Source organism: Chlorobiota bacterium, from assembly GCA_016710285.1.
GTDB lineage: Bacteria > Bacteroidota > Ignavibacteria > OLB7 > OLB7 > OLB7.
The window spans coordinates 315,378-333,899 of record JADJXR010000001.1 but is presented as its reverse complement, the minus strand read 5'-3'; the positions used below and the strand labels follow the sequence as shown (position 1 = coordinate 333,899).

Here is an 18,522-nt window from a genome sequence, read left to right as displayed (position 1 = left end):
TCCTTCTTCGCTTATATGCTTGTTGTGTATCCAACATCCACCGACTCATCCACCGTGAACCAAAGGACCGAGCCGCGCACCCGCGCCGTTCCCGTGAAGGAAATGGTGCTTGTGCTGGCCATCAGTTTTGCCTCCACGCTGATCGCTCCGGAAAGCAGATCCAGCATCCCAACCGGCGTGTCAAGGTTCACATCCCAGGTTCCTTCAAACTTCGCGTCGGCACTCAACGTTTTCGAGGCGTTGACGTACTTCAGCGAGGTCTTGATGGAGAGATGGAGGTCCACCACCGCCGTGGCCACAAAGAACGGGAAGCTCTTGTTCAGATCGTACCACAGCCTTCCGTCGGCTTCGATCTTTTCTTCGGTGAACTCCAAGTTCGCTTCGGCCTTCACCTGCTTCAGCACCGCCCCCTCGATCTTCTCGCTTCGGATGTACTTCTCTCCATCGCGGTATTTGAAGTTGATTTTTCCGTTGAAATAGAAGACCTCACCCTCGGCATCGGGAAGCCCGACGAACATCCGCACAAATCCTTCCATCCCTGGCTTGTCGTTCCAGAAAAGGGTCAGCTGGCCTTCGCCGAACATATTTTTTTCCTGCTTCAACAGCCAGACTTTGCCGTTCAGCGTGAAGTATTCGTCGGTGAGGACCATCGTCAATCGCCCAGCAAACACCTCGCCCGATGGAGCGTTGCCAATGCCGACGATTGCTTTGAACGAGAGCGCGCCGGAGTTCCGTGGCGAGCCAGGTTGCTCACCAACCGGAGGATCGTAATTCCAGCCAACGCCGCCGCCAAGCTCCAGCAACGCCAGCCCCGTTTGCCCCAGCAACACTCCCTTCAGCCCAAGCGACATCTCCACGTACCAGTAGGTGAAGTTGCTTTTGTCGTCAATGGCTTGCGTGCCAACCACGAAGCTCCCTTTGATCCCTTTATCCAGCAGCTTCTTGATGCCGATTTCGAACGCGCCTCGGAACTCGTTGCCGTTGTAGGCCAGCTCGCCATCGAACGTCACCGCGCCGTTTTCGAACTTCAGTTTTGCTTCGTCCAGCGTGACGGAAATCTCTGGGCCGGGGGCAATCGCGATCGAGCCTTTCAGCTTGTCAATCCCGATTGCGGGGATCATAAATCCGCCGGTGAGCGATAGGCCGTATTCCCCCCCCATCGCCACAAATTTCACTTGGTCCACCTCCACCGTCAGCCGGTTGTTGAAGGTGATCGCCTTGTTGAAATTGAACTCCCCTTTGATTTCCCCTTTGCTGTTGAACTCGAATCCGTTGATGTCAATGTCGCCAAACTTGGTGCTGCTGATGACCGCATCCAATTTCAGCGTCCCCACCGATTCCTTCGTGTCGTAAACAATCTCACCTTTGCGGAGGGTGAAGACCGTTTGCAGCCGTGGCAGCGAGACCGGGTTGTCGGTCCCGATGCTTGCTTTCCACTCGTCGCCGGTGATGCCGATGCCCACGCGGAGCTTCCCTTCCATTGGCGCGGGGAGCGCGACTTCCCCGGTAAACGCGCCGCCTGACAGCGCGCTTTTCTCGAACGTGAGGCTGACTTCATCGGCTTGGAATTCGTAGCCAGCGTAGCCGAAGGTGAAGAACTTCCCTTTCAGGGCGACCTTCCCGCCAAAGCCCGCATCCCCCGTGCCGATGTAGAAATCGGTGACGCTAAGGGTGCTTGGCGCGCCTTCGCGTCCGTTGAAGATTTGCGGCAGTTGCAGGTTGGCTTCGCGGATCAGCAAGCCTTGCCAATCGTCGGCCATTCCCTTATCGCTTTTTGTTGGATGGAGGTCAATCGCGAACGACGTTCCTTCCTTCAGCGTGAACCCCGCAACAGCGATTTCCGGCACGGCAGAAACCTCACCGTAGAAATCCCCTTTCGTGTTCATCTCCGCGTAGAAACTCACCGGTTGCTCCAGCTTTGCGTGGCCAACCTTTCCGCCAATCCCTGCGCCGCTTTGTGCGCGGATCACCACCGAGTCAAGCTCCACGCTGAAGCCAAGAATGTTGGCTTTCACTGCGTCGCCGCTTGGCTGCCAGGAGACGGTCCCGGCGGTGGCTGTTGGGATTTCTTCGTCGCCATCCTCCAACATCACATCGCTGATCTTCAGGGTGATGTCCTTCAGTTCGGCAATCAAGATTCCGGCGGCAGCAATCTCAATTTTGCCGTTGCCGCTTACCGGCTCGCCACGCGCTGGTGGGTCGTCGGGGATGATAACGAACAGGTCGTCCGGCGAGCCGATCTTGAATTTCTCGACCTTGGAAGAGTTGTACGTCCCCTCCACCGTGAATGGCCGCGACACCTTCTCGTACTTCTTTTCTGGATTGACTTTTAGCGTCAGCGCGCCTTTCTCCGGCGGGTCCTGGACCACCGTTCTGGCAATGCCGAACAGTTCCGTTGTGGCTTCGTCGGGCGCAACCTTGAAGTCCCCCGCTGGCTTGAAGAAAAGTTTCTCCCCAACCACCGAGTCGCGGTTTTCGTCCAGCAGTCCGGCAACGGCAAAGACCTCGTTGGCGTAGTTGTCCTCTTTGGCTTCCGGCATGGTTTTTAGGGCATCGGCAGCCGGCGTTCCCTGCCAGACTTTTTTGGCCGCATCCCACGCCACCGTTGGCGCGCCGCTGGTGAAGCGGAGGAACTGCGGGTAGAGTGGTGAGGTGGCGATGATCTCCTTTGGCGGAGGGCACTCACCCGGGCGTTTCCACTTGGCTTCAATCTTGAACTTCGCGAAGCCTTCGCCAAAGTGGAGTTCCGCTTTGGCGTAACCATCGCCGTCGGTTTTTTTCGTGACGGTTGTGCTTGTGCCGTCAAGACCGTATCCCTTTGCTTCCCCTTCCACAAGGGTGAGGGTGAACTCAACTTCCTCGCCTGGGCGACCTTTGTGGTCCCCTTTCACCACGCGTGCCCGCACGGTGTCAACGTGCTTGGGCCATCCAACAAGGGAGTCGGGCGTTTCAATCATCACGCCGGGGACGATTTCCGGGAGGGTTTCCCGCTCCGGGATTGCGTCGGCAGCGATGCTGTTGGCGATATACTTGGTTTTCACCGTCGCCTTTTTCTTGCAGTCGGGTTGCGGAACGTCAATCGTTTTCCAGAATACGCGGGGGTACTCAATGCCGTTGATGTAGCTGCCATCGCCGCCCCAATTGAATGTCACCAAGTCGGCAATCGCGCCACCAAGACCGCCGGGGGGAAGGCATTTTTTGGGATCAACCGGAACGCAGACTTGCCGCCATGCATCGCCGTCGCTGCCGCTGGCAATCATCCGAACAACGTCGTCGGTCAGGACCGGTGCGGTGCCAGGGATCACCGGCCACTCTGGCCAAAGCGGTTCCCCTTTTTTGTAGATCAGGGCAATGGTGCGTGGCTCCGGCATTTCAAGGCTTGGGGGAACCGGCACGATACCGCCGGGAGGGGTGAACGAGACCTGTGGATTGCACCCTGCCATGCTTTTCTTTGGCGCGATTTTTACGCTGGGATAGCTGTTGGCAAACACCGGCACGCGATCCGAAGGGTAGGTGAGTGTTTTGATGATTGTCACCGTGTCATCCTTTGCGCGGAATCCATCCAGCGGCGTGTCAACCGCCTTGATCGTCAGCTTCACTTCGTGGTTGACGACGTTGAACTCCTCTTCCAGCAAGTACTGCCGCAGCGAGTCTTTTGCTGCTTGAAGTTTCTTGCGGGCGTTCTCCACGGTGTCCTTCATCCCTTTCGTGATGTCGTCGCGGCGTTTCAGCGCGCTGGCGATTTCCGCCTCGGCTTTCTTCATCGCTGCTTCGGCTTCTTTGGCCTTCTCGTCGGCGGCTTTCTTCTCCTCATCTTTTGCTTTTACTGCGTCGTCGTCGTTCACCGCGTCGGCAATTTTTTCCTGGAATTCCTTCCGTGCGTTGTTGCACTTCTCGATTTCTCCTTCGGCTTTTGCCAGCACCATCCGCCAGTAGGTAAGGCTTGTTAGAAGCTCCTCCATCTGCTCGTTCAACTCCACCAACGTGTCTTTTGCGTTGCGAAGCTCCTGCTGTTTTTTGATGATGGATTCGGAGCGTGCAATCAGTGAGTCCTCGGCGGTCTTCGTCCGTTTCTGTGCGGCATCGTAGCTGCTGGCGATGCTCTCCACGCTGCTCTCCAGCGTGGTAATCGCCGTCTTCTTTGCCGTCACCGCACTCTTCTTGCTGCTGACGGCGGCATCGGTTGCGATTTCGCGGCGTGCGTTGCTTCGTGCCGCCGCCCGGCTTGCCGATTGCTGTGCACGTGCAAGCGCGTCCTCAAGTTCCTGAAGCTCGCGGCGTGCGTTCTTCAGTTCGGCGGTTCGCTCGGTAAGGGTGTTCTTGGCGTTTTGGCGCAATCCTTCCTCGTAGGTCAGCTGGGCGCGGGCATCTTGCAGGTTGCTTTCCAGAGTTTCAATCTCCTGCTCCAAGCCTTCAATCCGCTGGCGTTGTTGCTCAATTTTTTGGGCAAGGGTTGCGCTGTCGGCCATTGCGTTGTTCAGCCGTTTTTCGGCGGTGTCCTTGTGGGCTTCGTTCCGCTCAAGGATGTCCAGCAGGCGGTTTTGGTAATCTTGGTACTCCTGTGTTTTGTTGTTTTTCAGCGTGGCAAGCTCGCGGTCAAGGTCGTTGGCTTCTTCCTCGGCGGCTTTCTTTTCAGCTTCGGCTTTTTTGTAGTTGGCCATCTGGCGCGCAATCTGCTCAAGCTCTTTCGTGAGCTTCTTCTGCGCCCCGGCCTTGAACTCCTGGGCCACCACCACTCCCCGTTCGGCCACCGCCACGGAGTCCTTCAGGGCGTTGAACTTCGGCTCGTTCTTCAAGATTTCTTCCAGCGGCGGCGGGATGTAATAGACCAGCGCACCCTCGGCAGTTTTGTTCCCTTCGGCCAGCGTCTCCTTGCTCTTCTTCAATTCCTCAAGCTGTTTCTTCAGCTTCTCCTGCTCCTTTTCCAGCGCGGCGATTTTTGCGATCAACGGCTTCTGTGCATCCTCAATTTTCAGGTCAAGGATTTCTTGGAATTTTTTCTGGAGTTCAGTCAGCTGCTTCTTCTCCTTCTCCAACTCCGCCTTGACGTTTTCCAGATGTTCCTTCAGGCGGCCAAGCCGTGCGGTGTCGTTGTCAATCTGGGCGATGGTGTCGCGAAGGGCATCGGCGGTGCGGAGCATGGCATCGCGAAGCGTTTGGCTGCGTTGGCGTTCCAGCAGATACGCCTCGCGGTTCTGCTCAAGATCAGTCTCGCGGATTTTCACCAGCGTTTGGTACTCGCGTTCAAGCGTTGCTACCCGTTCGTTCTTTGTGGCAGCGGTTGCCAGCAGTGTGGTGCGGTCCCCCTCCAAGCCTTTGATGGTGGTGGTGTAGTTGCGCAGCGCGGCCTCGTAGGCATCGCTTTTTTGCTGGACGGTGCGTGCGGCGCTGGCAATGGAGCCTTCCTTTGCCGCAAGCCGCGTGCGTGCTGCCGAAAGGTCGGCAAGAAGCGCGGGGCTTAGTTTGTAGCCAGATTTCAGCGCGTCATCCAGCGCACGGTCGTAGGCAGCGGCGGCGGCATGAAGCGCGGGAAGGTCGGCGGTGCAAGCCGAACGCTTGGCGGTGTCGGCAATGCTGCCGCAGGTGAGTGCCGTTTTTAATGCTGCCATTCGCGTGCGGAAGGTGGCAAGCGCGGCGGTTCGCACCGCAGGGGTTGGGGAGGATAGGCCGCTTTCGGCTACGCCGTTCAGTTTGTTCAGATCGCCCCCCAGCGTGGTTTGCGCGCTGGGAAGGTGACGGCTGATAAAGTTGATGGCCGCAAGGTCCCACGCCCGCTGCGCGTTGAAGAAGCTGCGAGCAATGGCCGGGCCGTAGAGTTTTTTGTTCAGATCGGCCACCTTTTTGGTCTCGACCTCGCCCCCACGTTTCAGCGATTCGTAGGCTGCGGTGGCCGCATCAAGCTCGGCGGCTGCGGCATCAATATCCGCTTTCAGCCGTGCCGATTCGGTTTGGATGTCGCGGGTTTTCCGGGCCACGCTGCTGTCGGCAGCGGCGGCGGCGGTGCGTGCGGTGTTGACTTCTTCCAGCTTGGCGCGCTCGTTGGCGGTTGGCTTCCCGGCAAGGATCGCATCCAGCGAGTCAATCGTTTTCTTTGCCGATGTCGCAATCTTGATGGAGTCGTTCCGTGCCTTCACCTTCGCTTCCCGAAGCCCTTTCAGGATCGTCAGCGAATCGCTGGTGGTGGCAAGGCTGTCGGTGACGCGCTTGGTTTCCGCCGTGATGGAATCCAGCCGCGTCTTGATTTCCTCAATCTGTTTTTCAGCATCTTTTTTCTGCTTCTCCAACCGTGTGCGGAGCGCGGCGGTGTCGGCTTTTAGCTGGTCCAGCGAGTCGGCAATCTCCGCCAATCGCTTGGCGACGGCGACAATGGAGTCATCGGTCTTTTTCATCCCCTCCAGATCGAACGGGACGTTCAGCGAGCCTTTTCCTTCCAGCTTCCACTGGTAGATTTCCACCCTGTCGCGGACCGGTTTCCAGATGGAGGCAACCGCGCCCTCGCAATCAAGGCATCGGAAGATGGCGTAGTCCATATCCACCGCGTCGGCCCGCAGCGGAACGGCACGCGGGTAGGGGAACAGGTCGGGCTGATCCAACATGGCACCCAGCGAGATTCCCGGCCCCTTGTTTGATTTCGGCGGAAGCGGGCTGCACTTCTCGATGGTTGTGTTGGGGGGGATCGTATCGGTTGTTGGGATCTCCGGCGGGAACTCAATCGTGTCCAGCTCGGTGACGGTTGGGGGGCGGGTGATTTTGTCATCGTCCGACTTCCCACCTAAATCACGCTCGAATGTTCCGGAGCAGCTGCTTGCCGTTGAATTGCCACAACGCACCGAGGCGTTCACTTGGATGATCGCCTTTGCGCCAGCCACCAACGGGAAGGGAAGGGTGATGATGGTGGATTGCCCACTGGCCGTGATGGTGTGCGATTCCCCATCGCCATTGATAATCTGCAAGGTCCATGTCACCTCAATTGCGGGGGGGCAACCTGGGGGGCAGTCGGCGGTGATGTCGGCCTTCACCATCAGGCCGCTGCCGATTGGTGCGCCGGCAGCATCACCAGCCGAGCGTGTGGTTTCCACCCGCTGAACTGTTACCCCGTTGATGGAGCATTTGCCCGGGTTGCATTTCACCTCGGTGGTGTGGTCGGGGTTTTTAACGCTGAAGGTGAACGGGGCGGCATAGCCGTTGGGGTCGGCAAGCGTGCGTCCGGCTTCGTCCAGCGTCTGCACGCTCCAGATGTACTGTTGATCGAGGCGCGGGCCAAGAATATCGGGCGGCCAAAGGAGCGATGGAGTGCCGAAACTTTCGGCTTCCAGCACCGGGCGGTTGGCAAGGAATGCGGACATCGGTTGCTGCCCGGGCATCACCTCGAACACCCGCAGCACGTAGCGCGGGGGCGTTGGGGTTTGCGGAACAACCGGCGTCCACGTGAAGTTGATGCGGTTCGATTGCTCGGGGGTAAGCGTGCCGTTGTTTGGCGGCAGCAGAAGCTGCGGCAGCTGGTAGCTGGTGACGGTGAAATTGCCGCAGGCATCGGGGGAAAGGGGTTGCTCGGTTTCGGCATCAATCACCCGCGAGCAGATCTGGTACGTCCCCGCCGGAATTTTCCCCGATTGAATAATCGCTTGCTCCCCTTCGCCATAAACTTTGATTGCGCGAACGGGGATGATGTTTTCGGCATTGCAGGCGAACGTTCCCGGGCCGTTGACCGAATGCACCGGCATCTCCGGCGTTTTGGTTTCGGCCTTCAGATTCCCGTTCAGAAAAATCTGCGTTTTGATTTTGAACACCAGGCGGTTCGGCGTTTGGTTCACCACCTGGAAGAACGCTGTCTCGCGCCGCTGCTGCCAATCCGACAAGTACGGCGATGGGGTGGGCGACATGATAAGCATAACCTGAACGCTGCTGGTTTGGGCGCTCAGCAATTGAGTAAGCAACAGCTGAGCAAGCAAAAGTGGGAGTGCCAACAGCACAACCTTCGCCAACAACGGCCCGAACGTGCGGGCGTGTATCCATCGTTTCATTCCTCTTCATCTCCTCCGGCGTTCTTGTTTGCCGGATATGGTTTTTGGTAATCTGGTACGGTTGTTTTTTTAGAATCGTGTCGTTATTCCGGTTCGCAGGAATTGTTCGTTTACCGAGCCCCCCCCGCGCGAGCTTCCGTAGCGGTAGAGCGTGGCCGACGCGCTAAGCTCCCAGGTCAATGTTTCGGTGATGCTCCAGGCGGCATCGGCTTGCAGGGTGATGTTGTTGTCGGGGGTGAATCCCGCAAAAGCATTCCGCCCCCAACCCAGCCGCAGCGATGGGCGCAACCTTCCTTCCATCAGCCGATACGCGCCGCTAATCCCTGCCGAAAGCAAACTCAGCTCCGCCCCGGCAAATGCGCTTTCCACGCTGCTGAGCGTTGCCGAAAGGGTTAATGGAATCGCCAGGAACGCCGTTGACCACGTGCCGAACAGCGAGGTGGTTTTGGCGTTGTTCAGCGTGCCGGTTAGGGTGTTGGCATCGGAGTAATCGTTCAGCGAAACGGTGGCGGTGATGGTGTGCACAAGCGATTCCCCGCGAAGGGTGTAGGTGGGGGAAACGGTGAACGATTGGTTGACGGTGCGAATCTTCAGCGTGTCGTTCTCCACGTTGTTCCGCAAGCCAAAGTTGGTGTAGTTGGCCGCAACCATCAATGCTTCGGTAAGCTGCGCAACGATGTTCGCCATTCCCAAAATTTGGGTTGCCGTCTGGAGGTTTGTGCCGGAAAGATTGTTTACGCGATAACCAACCGAGCCGTTCAGGAGCAAGCGATTGTCCAACAGTTGGACCCGTGGGGAAAAGCGAAGCTCGAACAGATCGGTCGGCTGGTAGGGGAAGCCCAGGGGAACAAATCCATCGCCCAGATACCGCAAGTCCAGCTCGGCCCCCCACAAGACTTCGTTGAAAGCAAGGCCAGCGATTGCCCCAACATCCAAGCGTGTTGACTCGCGGATCAGTTGAATTGGGGAAAGGAAGTCCAGATCGCTTCCGGCAAACTCCGGCGAGCGTTGGTCGCGGGTGAACAGGGAGATGGCCCCTTCGGCCTTCAGCGATAACTGGTTGCTTAGCCGGAAGAACGTTGCCAGCGAAGCCAGCGACCCTTGTTGCGGCGGAATAAAACCAAGCGGGGTAGCGGCGATGGAGGTGGTGTCGTCGGCGGTGTGGACAACGGTGAAGTCAACATAGCGCAGCTCGCGATCGCCAAGCCCAACTTTGGCGGCGAACATCTTCCGCTGGTACGCGCCAATGATGTTGGCGTTGGAGTCAGGTTCGATTCCCCGCTGGGTGATGCCGTAGAATCCAGCAACCATCACCGGCCCGGGGGAAAGCTCGGCACCGACACCGAACCCGGGTACGTCGCCGGTGGAAAGATCAGAGTAGCGAGGGGTTTGGGTCCCCAGGTGGAGTTGGGCCCATCCATATTTAGGGGAAAGGCTGACGGTGTTCAGCGGGTTTTGCAGGAACTGCTGAAGGCTTTGCTGGGGTGCAAGCGCGGTGGTGACGTTCGTCTGTTTCGATGAAATGGCAATGGTGATCGGGAGTTGGAACTCACGATAAGTGACCGTTGGGGTCAGAACAAAGCGAAGGAGGGAAGCGGGGCGGACGGAAGGCTCGAAGCCTGCTGGGGAAGAGGAGGAACCGTAGAAATCCCCAGAAAGCCGAGCCTGGCCGCTAACGTGAAGCGACCCTGAATCAGCGTCCTGTGCGAAGGAGGAGGAGAAAGAAGAAAGGAGCACCAGCAGAATTGCCGTGCCACAACGGTTCCAGAAGCCAAGCCCACAATCCATATCTACGAACCTCCCACAGCAGTCGCGGGGCGACTGCCGGTTGTGAATAGTGTGTGTGGATCACCGCCCTGTCCCTCAACCGATGCGGTATCCGATTCACTACCATGATCGTCGCTGCGCCTAAAATACTCTTAAAGCCAATACGGTATCCAACAAGGAAGCAAAATAAAGCAAGATTGGAGAAGTGAAGAACCTGAAGGGACTGTGAGTGGGTAATTAGGCCGCAATGCCATGTTAGGTTATCGGACACAAAGGGAGTTTCCGCACAGTAATTCAACAGATTTCAGTTGTTATTGGTGGGATTATGAGTGGGCATAGAAATTGCCCATTGGTAGGGAGAGGACAGCATCAAATCTCGCATTCTTACCAATCAATGGCTCCATCAGCTTCCAAATCTTCGCGTTTGGCAGGTGCGGCAACGCAACCGGCACTAGCGGAAACAACAGACAGACTTCTTACGGCAATTCGCCAGGGCACCGTTGCCCGCCAGACAATACATGATGAGAAGACGGCGTTACGCTGGATTGAGGAGACCTTGCACCCGCAAGGGCTATGCTGTCCCCGCTGCGGAAGCAAGTATCGCCGCATTGCGCGGCACAAGGGAAAAATCCCGGCCTGGCGATGCACCGACTGCGACCGCTACTACACCATGATAAGTGGCACAATCTTCGAAAAAACCCGCCAAAGTGCCGACGGCCTTTTGCAGATCATTCATGGGATATTCCAAGGTCGCCCACTATCCCACTTGGCGAACGAAATGGATATGTCGCGGAAGCAAGTCTATAATATCCGCGAGAAGCTAATGAAGTTCAACAAGGAGTGAGGATGAACTGGTGAATCGCAAATAAGCATTCCGGCTCTTAGAGTAAGGGTTGCAAATTCATTATAATAACCACTCAGCGGTAAGGAACTTTCCCTTGCTGCTGAGTGGCGTTTTTTTGTCGAATTCTTTGCATCAAATATTGTCACGCGCCATCACCAGGTGAAGCAAAGAGTGTTGAAGCGAGCGTGAATTTATTATGCGAATTATCCACATTGCGCAAGTGTTAAAGTGAATTTTGTATGCGATCCCAACTCGCTTAAATATCACTGAACAAATTTCGTGATGCTACAGCATCAAATCTGTAGCTTCTGCGAGGAACATTATCAACTCACCTTACGCAAGAAAGCGGTATCTGGGAAATTGGGCATCCATGGCGTTCCATCAAGAATGCTCGTTACTCATGCTAAACCCTGTTGCAGTAAGGGCGAAATCGCTGAACGGGCAACGATTCACTTCTATATCCTGCGTAAGGTGGGTTTGTAGGTGATGTTTTTTTACATCAGATATTTTTATCAGCCATCACTACGTTGATAAAATCACGAGTATTGGAATGAATGTGAATTTATTATGCGAATTATCCACACTGTGTGAATTAAAAGTGAATTTTGTATGCAGCCGCAATAATATAATGGTTAATAGCAACTTGCCTCAACAACATCAAACCAATTTCACCAAAAACTTGAATCAAAACAGTTGAATGATCCAGCCTTAAATGGCCATGAACGGAATTGGCCAGCTTTAGATTATAGCCACCTAATGCTGGGTTCGATTCCCATTTGGCTAATGCTGCGGTCAATGGAAATACAACTCTAACGGAGCCTTGATGGTACGGTCCAAGGACCCGAAAAGGGGATAGTGCTGAAGCGTTTCACTTTGTGGGAACGCTTTCATCATTTAAAGCCCCTTTGCGCACCAACTACACAGCCAGCGCGGCTTGCTGGCAAGGCTATCTCCCGCAGACAACGAATCCTTCCTAGATGTCCCTTCTACTATGCCTCATCGTACATCTGTCCCATACAGAAGCAGGAACAATCTCATGATTCCTTTGCGACACCTTTATCAATCGTGCAATCGTTGGCTTGCCGTAATGGCGATCATCTCCATGCTGGCCGTGGTTCCCCGTGCTATGCAAGGGCAACCGGTTGTCTACGACCCCCATCCACGTGACCTTGCCATGCACCGCCTGGTGCTTGATGATGGCACGAACAACGGGTTTTGGGGGATCCTTCGATTAACAGGAACCTTAACCAACGACATCTACATTGATTTCCCCGCCGATGCAACCGGCCCGGTGATTCGCGGGCACTCCACCGGCGGCCAAAGCATCACCGGCGGCCTAACGGTTGATGACCTGGCACTAAGCACCCCGCTTTCGCCGATCTACGGTGGAACTGGATTTAGCTCCTATGCCATTGGCGACATCCTGTATGCAAACTCCCCAACAACGCTTGCACGCCGTGCGATTGGAACAACGGGGCAGGTGCTAGTGGTGGATGGAGGTGTCCCGCAATGGTCCAACAGTGATGTCTTCTCTTCGGTGGGGGGGAGCAACCCCGTCACCGGAATCAACAGCGGGGACATTACGGCGGGCTTGCCGGAAGCCATTACCAATATTGGCTACAACGATGGTGGCGGGGCCAACGAGCCTTCCACAACGAACATTGCTGGCAACACGAATATCGGCAGCGCCACCGGTGACGATGGGGGGCCAACCACCACCACGGTCAACGGCAACGCGAACTTCACAGGAACCACAACCTTTGCAATCGCGCCAACGATTCCGCTGGCAACCGATAACCTTTGGGTTGGTGTTGGCGGCGTTCAGACGGCATATCCACCCGGAGCCGCCGGAACCGTGCTGACCGTGGTTGGCACCACGCCAACGTGGTCCGCAACCATCGGCAGTTCCTCTGCTCCGGAGAATGTGCTTGGCGGACCGCTGAACCTGAACAGCAGTGCAGCGGGTTCCCCTTCCACAACGAACATCAACGCATCGCCGGCAACGGGTGGGACGACGAACATTGGGAATGGGACTTCGACAACGAACGTTGCTGGGACAACGAACCTGACGGGCCCGGCAACGCTGAGCGGCGCAACAACGACGATCAGCAGTCCAACGACGAACATCAACACGGCGCCGAACGCAGGTGGGACAACGACGATTGGGAATCCGACCTCGACAACAACACTGAACGGGACGGTGAACTTCACCAATCCACCAACCATTCCCTTGAACCAGAATGCGATGTGGGTTGGAAACGCCTCGAACGTCCAAGCCGCCTATAACTCAACCAACGTCAACGGTGCGGTGCTTGCGCAGAATGCCAGCGGCACCCCAACCTGGACAACCAGCACTGTTCTGGCCGCAACAACAGGGAGCGCGCCAGTAACCAACATCAACAATGGCGACGTGAACAACGGATCGGGAACGGAGTCGGTGACGAACATCGGCTACAACGATCCCGACGGAGGTGCCGCCGCAAACGCTGCCAGCCAGACGAACATTCTTGGCAACACAAGCCTGGGATCGAACACAGGAAGCGGCGGTGGTCCAACCACAACAACAGTGTTGGGAACAACGAACCTGCAAGGCGCAACAACGAACATCAACACGGCACCGAACGCAGGTGGGACGACGACGATTGGGAATCCGACCTCGACAACACAGCTGAACGGGACGGTGAACTTTGCCAACGCGCCAACGATTCCGCTGAATCAGAACTCGATTTGGGTTGGGAATGCCAGCAACCAACAGCAGGCATATGCCTCGACGAACGTCAACGGCGCGGTGCTTGCGCAGAATGCCAGCGGGACACCGGTTTGGAGCAGCACCAACAACTTCACAACGACGGCACCGGCTGCTGGTGGGGCCACGACGAACATCAACAACGGTGATGTGAACAGCGGGAACAACAGCGAAGCCACGACGAACATCGGTTACAACGATCCCGACGGCGCGACGGCAACGAACGCTGCCAGCCAGACGAACATCTATGGCAACACGAATTTGGGATCGAACACGGGAAGCGGCGGTGGTCCAACCACAACAACGGTGTTGGGAACAACGAACCTGCAAGGCGCAACAACGAACATCAACACGGCACCGAACGCAGGTGGGACGACGACGATTGGGAATCCGACCTCGACAACACAGCTGAACGGGACGGTGAACTTTGCCAACGCGCCAACGATTCCGCTGAATCAGAACTCGATTTGGGTTGGGAATGCCAGCAACCAACAGCAGGCATATGCCTCGACGAACGTCAACGGCGCGGTGTTGGCGCAAGATGCCAGCGGGACACCGGTTTGGAGCAGCACCAACAACTTCACAACGACGGCACCGGCTGCTGGTGGGGCCACGACGAACATCAACAACGGTGATGTGAACAGCGGGAACAACAGCGAAGCCACGACGAACATCGGCTATAACGATCCCGACGGCGCGACGGCAACGAACGCTGCCAGCCAGACGAACATTCTTGGCAACACGAACTTGGGATCGAACACGGGAAGCGGCGGTGGTCCAACCACAACAACAGTGTTGGGAACAACGAACCTTCAAGGCTCGACAACGAACATCAACACGGCACCGAACGCGGGTGGGACGACGACGATTGGGAACCCGACCTCGACAACACAGCTGAACGGGACGGTGAATTTTGCCAACGCGCCAACGATTCCGCTGGCAACGGACAACCTTTGGGTTGGCGTTGGCGGTGTTCAGACGGCATATCCGCCGGGGGCGGCTGGATCGGTTCTTTCCATTGTTGGAACAACGCCAACATGGAGCAGTGCAAACGTGCTGAACGCCCAGGGTGGCCTTGCGCCAGTCACCAGCATCAATGCTCAAGACAATAACGTTGGTGCCGGAACCGAAGCGGTGACATTGATCGGTTATAATGACCCATCGTCTGGTGGGGCCGATAATCCATCAACCACCAACATTCGCGGCAACACGAACGTTGGATCGAACACGGGGGACAATGGGGGAGCCACGACGACCAACATCTTGGGGAACACCAACATCAACGCAAGCCAGCCGAACAGCCCGAACACGCAGACAACAACGATTGGCTATAACGATCCCGACGGAGCTGGGGCAAACGTCCCTTCGGTCACCAATATCCTGGGAACAACAAATCTGAGCGGATCCACCAACAACGTTGGCACAACCGACAACACGCCGGCAGGCGGCCCAGAAAGCCAGATTACTCTTGGCTATAACGATCCTGATGGAGCCGGTCCAAACGGTCCATCCTCAACAACGATCAATGGCAACGTCAGCTTCGGAACCGCGCCAACGATTCCGCTGAATCAGAATTCGATTTGGGTTGGGAATGCCAGCAACCAACAGCAGGCATATGCCTCGACGAACGTCAGTGGTGCAGTGTTGGCGCAAGATGCCAGCGGGACACCGGTTTGGAGCAGCACCAACAACTTCATAACGACGGCACCGGCTGCTGGTGGGGCCACGACGAACATCAACAGCGGTGATGTGAACAGCGGGAACAACAGCGAAGCCACGACGAACATCGGCTACAACGATCCCGACGGCGCGACGGCAACGAACGCTGCCAGCCAGACGAACATCTATGGCAACACGAACTTGGGATCGAACACGGGAAGCGGTGGCGGAGCCACAACAACGAACGTAGTTGGCAACACCAACATCAATGCCTCCAATCCGGGTTCATCGGTTGTTCAGACCACGACGGTTGGCTACAACGACCCCGATGGCGCAGGTGCGAACGCGGCATCGCAGACGACGGTGTTGGGGAATATCAATCTGAACTCCACCAGCCCCGGAAGCACCTCGCCACAAACGACGACGATCGGCTACAACGATCCTGATGCAGGTGGTGGGAACGTGCCGTCGCAGACGACGATTTTGGGGAACACCAACATCAACGCAACAAACCCGAACAGCCCAACGGCGCAAGTCACAACCATCGGTTATAACGACCCTGATGGCGCGGGACCAAACTCCGCATCCAGCACAGTCTTCAACGGCGACGTCACCTTTACGAATCCGCCAAGCCTGCCATTGGCCACGAACAACTTGTTTGTTGGGGTTGGTGGTGTTGCAACCGCTCTTCCGCCAACGAACAGCAGCGTGTTCGTCACCGACGGATCCGGTGTGCCGCAATGGCAGACGATCGCATCGTTCTTGCCAGCGACGGCTTGGGCGTTGACGGGGAATGCCGGAACGACTCCTGCCAGCCAATACTTGGGAACAACGGATGACCAGGACGTATCGTTCCGGACGAACGGAACGGAGCGTGCGCGGATGTACAGCAACACAAACGGCGGTGGATTTGGGATTGCGAACGCATTCCGTCCGGGTGGGTTGGCTGGCTCAACCGGCCAGATGTTGGCTTCCACAGGCTCAACAACTGCACCGGTCTGGACACCAAGCGGCGTGTTGAACGCAGTGGGCGGAACAACCCCAGTAACAGGGGTCAACAGCGGCGACATCAACAACGGATCGGGGACGGAATCGGTGACGAACATCGGCTACACCGACCCCGACGGAAACACGGCTGCCAACGGAGCTTCAACCACAAATATGCTGGGCGATGTGAATATCAACACCACTGGCCCCGCTGGAACCCGAACAACGCCGCAAACGACGACGATCGGCTACAACGATCCCGACGGTGTGGGAACAGGGGTGGCTTCGCAAACCACAATTCTTGGCAACACGAATATCGGTTCGTCCACGGGGCCAACCACAACAACGTTCAGCGGCAATGTGGTGTTCAACACTGCGCCAAGCATTCCGCTTGCCACGAACAACTTGTTTGTTGGGGTTGGTGGTGTTGCAACGGCGCTTCCGCCAACGAACAGCAGCGTGTTTGTCACCGACGGATCCGGTGTGCCGCAATGGCAGACGATCGCATCGTTCTTGCCAGCGACGGCTTGGGCGTTAGCGGGGAATGCCGGAACGACTCCTGCCAGCCAGTACTTGGGAACAACGGATGACCAGGACGTATCGTTCCGGACGAACGGAACGGAGCGTGCGCGGATGTACAGCAACACGAACGGCGGTGGATTTGGGATTACGAACGCATTCCGTCCGGGTGGGTTGGCTGGCTCAACCGGCCAGGTTCTGACCTCGACCGGTAGCTCAACCGCGCCGGTGTGGACCAGCAGCAGCGTTCTTTCCTCCGTTGGCGGTTCAACGCCAGTAACCGCCATCAACAATGGCGACATCAACAACGGTTCGGGGACCGAGTCGGTGACGAACATCGGCTACAATGACCCTGACGGAAACACGGCGTCGAACGGGCCATCAACCACGAACGTGCTGGGCGATATCAACCTGAACGCCACCAACCCGAACAAGGGCGCGCCGCAGACGACGACGATTGGCTACAACGACCCTGATGGAGGTGCCGGGAACGTGCCGTCGCAAACGACGATCAACGGGAACACGAACATCAACGCCGGCCCGGTGAACTCGCCAAACACGCAGACGACGACGATCGGCTACAACGACCCCGACGGCGGGGGAACAGGCGTTGCTTCCACAACCAACATTTTGGGGAACACGAACATCGGTTCGGCCACGGGACCAACCACAACAACGTTCTTCGGCAATGTTGTGCTGCCGTCGGGAACCACGCTTCCATTGCCAACCAACAACATCTTTGTTGGCGTGGCGAACGTTGCAACGGCCTTGCCTCCGGTGAACAGTGCCGTGTTGGTGACCGACGGAAGCGGTGTGCCGCAATGGCAAACCATCGCGACGTTTGCCCCCAATAACTGGTCGTTGCTTGGTAACACCGGAACAACGCCTGGCGTTGGTGTTGGCCAAAACTTCATGGGGTCCACCGATGATCGTGATGTGGTGCTGGCCACCAATAACACCGAGCGTGCCCGCGTGCTTAGCACCACCAATGGCGGTGGCTTCCGCATCAGCAACGCTTTCTTGCCAAACGGGCTTGCCGGTTCAAACGGCCAGGTCCTGACCTCGACCGGTAGCTCAACCGCGCCGGCATGGACCAGCAGCAGCGTGCTTTCTTCCGTTGGCGGTTCAACCCCAACAACGGGAATCAACACAGGGGATATCAACCCGGGCACAGGGTCGGGCGAAGCGGTAACGAACATCGGCTACAACGATCCCGACGGGGGAGGGCCCAACGGACCATCAACCACGAACATTGCTGGCAACACGAACATCGGTTCGGCCACGGGGCCAACCACAACCACGTTCTTTGGGAACGTCGTGCTGCCGTCGGGAACCACGTTGCCGCTGGCACAGAACAACATCTTTGTTGGGAATGCTTCGAACAACGCAGCCGCCGTTGCCCCGGGTTCGGTTGGTTCGGTGCTGACGGTCAACGCATCATCAACGCCAACATGGATCACCACAAACGTGCTGAGCGCCACCGCAGGGGCAACCCCGCTGACGGGGATCAACAGCAGCGATGTGAATCCTGGAACGAACACGGAATCCACAACAAACATTGGCTACAACGACCCCGACGGCGCAACAGCAACGAACGGCCCATCGGTGACGAATATCCGTGGGAACACGACGATTGGAAGCGCGACCGGAAATGGTGGCGGGCCAACCACAACCACCATCAACGGAGATATGGTGTTTGGCAATCCTGGTGCTATCCGTAACGCCCTGGGTATCTACTCCGGTCGGGTGGCCAACAGCACCGGAAGCAACACCACAACGGTCACTGTCACTGGCGCAACGTTCACGGCAAACACGGTGATTGAAATCTCCTGGGAGGAAGCGGGTGCTGGCACTTCAACGTACCTGCAATACAAAGTGGTGAACCGTTCGGGTGTTGGTGGAAATCAGTTTACGGTTTCCTTCTCGGCAATCCCACCGGCTGGGTTTATCAACTACATCGTTCATCAGTAAACGGT

The 18,522-nt window shown here is 57.0% G+C and carries 5 protein-coding genes; 2 read left to right on the top strand and 3 right to left on the bottom strand.

Annotated elements, in window-relative coordinates; translation table 11 throughout:
• Positions 1-11 precede the first annotated feature (11 nt).
• Both IPM61_01005 and IPM61_01000 read right to left on the bottom strand, forming a co-directional pair.
• On the bottom strand, positions 12-8,024 hold the full coding sequence (locus IPM61_01005; GenBank protein ID MBK8909886.1) for a hypothetical protein: 8,013 nt from the start codon (positions 8,022-8,024) through the stop codon (positions 12-14).
• A gap of 69 nt (positions 8,025-8,093) precedes the next feature.
• On the bottom strand, positions 8,094-9,761 hold the full coding sequence (locus tag IPM61_01000) for a hypothetical protein (GenBank protein ID MBK8909885.1): 1,668 nt from the start codon (positions 9,759-9,761) through the stop codon (positions 8,094-8,096).
• Positions 9,762-10,185: 424 nt separating this feature from the next.
• Here IPM61_01000 and IPM61_00995 point away from each other — a divergent pair, with 424 nt between their 5' ends.
• Positions 10,186-10,635, top strand: coding sequence for an IS1 family transposase (locus IPM61_00995; protein MBK8909884.1), 450 nt, complete (start codon positions 10,186-10,188; stop codon positions 10,633-10,635).
• Between the two features lie 592 nt (positions 10,636-11,227).
• Here IPM61_00995 and IPM61_00990 read toward each other — a convergent pair.
• Positions 11,228-11,431, bottom strand: a complete 204-nt coding sequence (locus IPM61_00990) for a hypothetical protein (protein ID MBK8909883.1) — start codon at positions 11,429-11,431, stop codon at positions 11,228-11,230.
• A 240-nt stretch (positions 11,432-11,671) separates the two neighbouring features.
• On the opposite strand from IPM61_00990, the gene IPM61_00985 reads away from it, so the two are divergent.
• Entirely contained in the window at positions 11,672-18,517 is a 6,846-nt protein-coding gene (locus tag IPM61_00985; protein MBK8909882.1) for a hypothetical protein, read from the top strand.
• Positions 18,518-18,522: the final 5 nt, after the last annotated feature.